This is a genomic window from Nitrospinota bacterium (assembly GCA_009873635.1).
Taxonomy (GTDB): Bacteria; Nitrospinota; Nitrospinia; order Nitrospinales; family VA-1; genus LS-NOB.
This window is the reverse complement of the sequence record WAHY01000054.1, coordinates 1-2071: the sequence shown is the minus strand read 5'-3', so window position 1 is coordinate 2071 and position 2071 is coordinate 1. Positions and strand designations below refer to the sequence as shown.

Here is a 2071-nt window from a genome sequence, read left to right as displayed (position 1 = left end):
CCAGAACTTGGATCAATTTGTTCGTCTTCCCTGGAAAGTTTATAAAGACCATCCTCATTGGGTTTCCCCTCTTATTCAGGAACGTAAAAGATTTTTAAACCCTGATATTAATCCTTTTTTTAGAAATGCTGAAGTCGAGCTGTATCTGGCTCTAGATGGCGATCAATCTGCTGTCGGCAGAATTGCCCTGGTTGATGACAGGAGCTATCATGACTTTTATCCAGAGCCAGCAGGGGTTTTTGGGATGTATGAGTCGGTGGATAACCCGGAGGTCTCACGTTTTTTACTGGACAAGGCTTATCAGTGGTGTAAGAAAAAAAGGTATACCAGACTTATTGGGCCATTGAATATGTCTACCAATCATGAATGTGGTCTGCTGATAGAAGGTTTTGATTCTCCTGCCATGGTAGGGATTCCCTATAATCCTGAGTATTATAGGAAACATTTAGAGGCATGGGGCCTGCAAAAAACCAAAGATCTTGTGGCTTGTAAATTAGAATTGACGTGTATTCCAGATTACCTTGTGCAAGCCGCAAAAAAAATTAAGCGGAGAAATCACTTCAGCATCAGACCGCTGAATATGAAGAACTTTGATGAAGAGATACTTGTTCTATGGGATATATATAATTCGGCGTGGAATTTGAATTGGGGGTTTGTCCCTATGTCCCAGGATGAATTCGAATTCGCTATCAAAGAAGTGAAGCCCATCATTGAGCCTGAACTTTGTTTGATAGCGGAGGTGAAGGGAGATCCCGCGGGCTTTTCAATGACTGTTCCAGATATTAACCAGGTGCTTATCGGGTTAGGGGGCAGCCTGTTTCCTTTTGGTTGGCTTCAGTATTTATGGAAGAAAAATAAAATTGATGCCTTCAGAGTGCCGATTCTGGGAGTGAAGAAAAAATATCGCAGGCTGGGCATTGATGCTTTGTTCTATCACGAAATATACAAACTCTTGCTGGACAAAAAAGTGAAATCCTGTGAGATGTCCTGGTTGCTGGAAGATAACAAAGCCATTCTTGAACCCATATTCAGGATAGGCGGCACAATTTATAAAAGGCATCGTATTTATGAGCGTCTTATTGAACCTTAAGAAAGCCAAAGTCCTGGTTACCGGCGCGAATGGTTTTATTGGCAGCCATCTAGTGGATCAGCTTTTGGATTACGGTTGTACCGTTCATGGATTGGTTAGGGAATCCTCTGATCTAAAATGGTTAGACACTTCAAGTGTCCATCTTCACCAAGTGGATCTTGCCAGGCAGGGTTTTATGATTCCCGCTTTAGAAGAGTTTGAATATATTTTTCATTGCGCAGGGTTGACTAAGGCAAAATCCCGTTCAGACTATTTTCAAGTTAATGCGACGGCTTGTTCAAATCTATATGAACAATGCAAAAAAAGAGGGGGCCGGATTAAAAACATTGTGCACCTGAGCAGTCTGGCGGCTACGGGGCCCAGTTCTAGAGAGAAGCTGGTTGATGAGGTTACTCCTTGCAAACCTGTGACATTTTACGGGCAATCTAAACTGGCGGGGGAAGAAGTTGCTGTCCATTATTCCCAATCACTTCCTGTAACTGTTATTCGTCCTCCTGTTGTGTATGGGCCCCGGGAGGAAAATTTTTTTACTTTTATGAAATTAATCAAGCAAGGGTGGGAACTGCAAATTGGCAGTTCAAGTAAGGAACTTTCGCTGATTTATGTTTCTGACCTGGTTCGAGCAATGCTGGTTGCCGCAGACTCTGCCGGGCAAAAGAGCCGCAGTTATTTTGTAACAGATGGAAAGGTCTATAAATGGGAGCAGGTTGCCAAAGAGTGTGCACGTATTTTGAATGTTGAAGTGAAAACTCTGAAAGTTCCAGAACCTTTACTTGTTCCGGTAGCCTTGTTCTTTGAAGCATGTGCACACTTCGGTTCTAAACCTGCCTTGTTTGACCGCCAGAGGATGATTGATATTCGACAGAGTTCCTGGTCGGCATCTTCAGAAAACTTTTTTAAAACATTCGACTTTGTTCCACAATTTGACCTGAGTCAGGGGCTGACAGAGTCGATTCGCTGGTATCAAAAGGAAAGGTGGCT

At 42.9% G+C, this 2071-nt stretch carries 2 protein-coding genes; both read left to right on the top strand.

Going from position 1 to position 2071, the window contains the following annotated elements:
• Positions 1–7: 7 nt before the first annotated feature.
• The gene (locus F3741_12945) at positions 8–1090 is read left to right on the top strand and encodes a hypothetical protein (GenBank protein ID MZG31683.1); all 1083 of its coding nucleotides are present in this window, start codon (positions 8–10) and stop codon (positions 1088–1090) included.
• On the top strand, positions 1068–2071 hold a 1004-nt coding region (locus tag F3741_12940; GenBank protein ID MZG31682.1), incomplete at its 3' end, for an NAD-dependent epimerase/dehydratase family protein. The genes F3741_12945 and F3741_12940, both read left to right, overlap by 23 nt.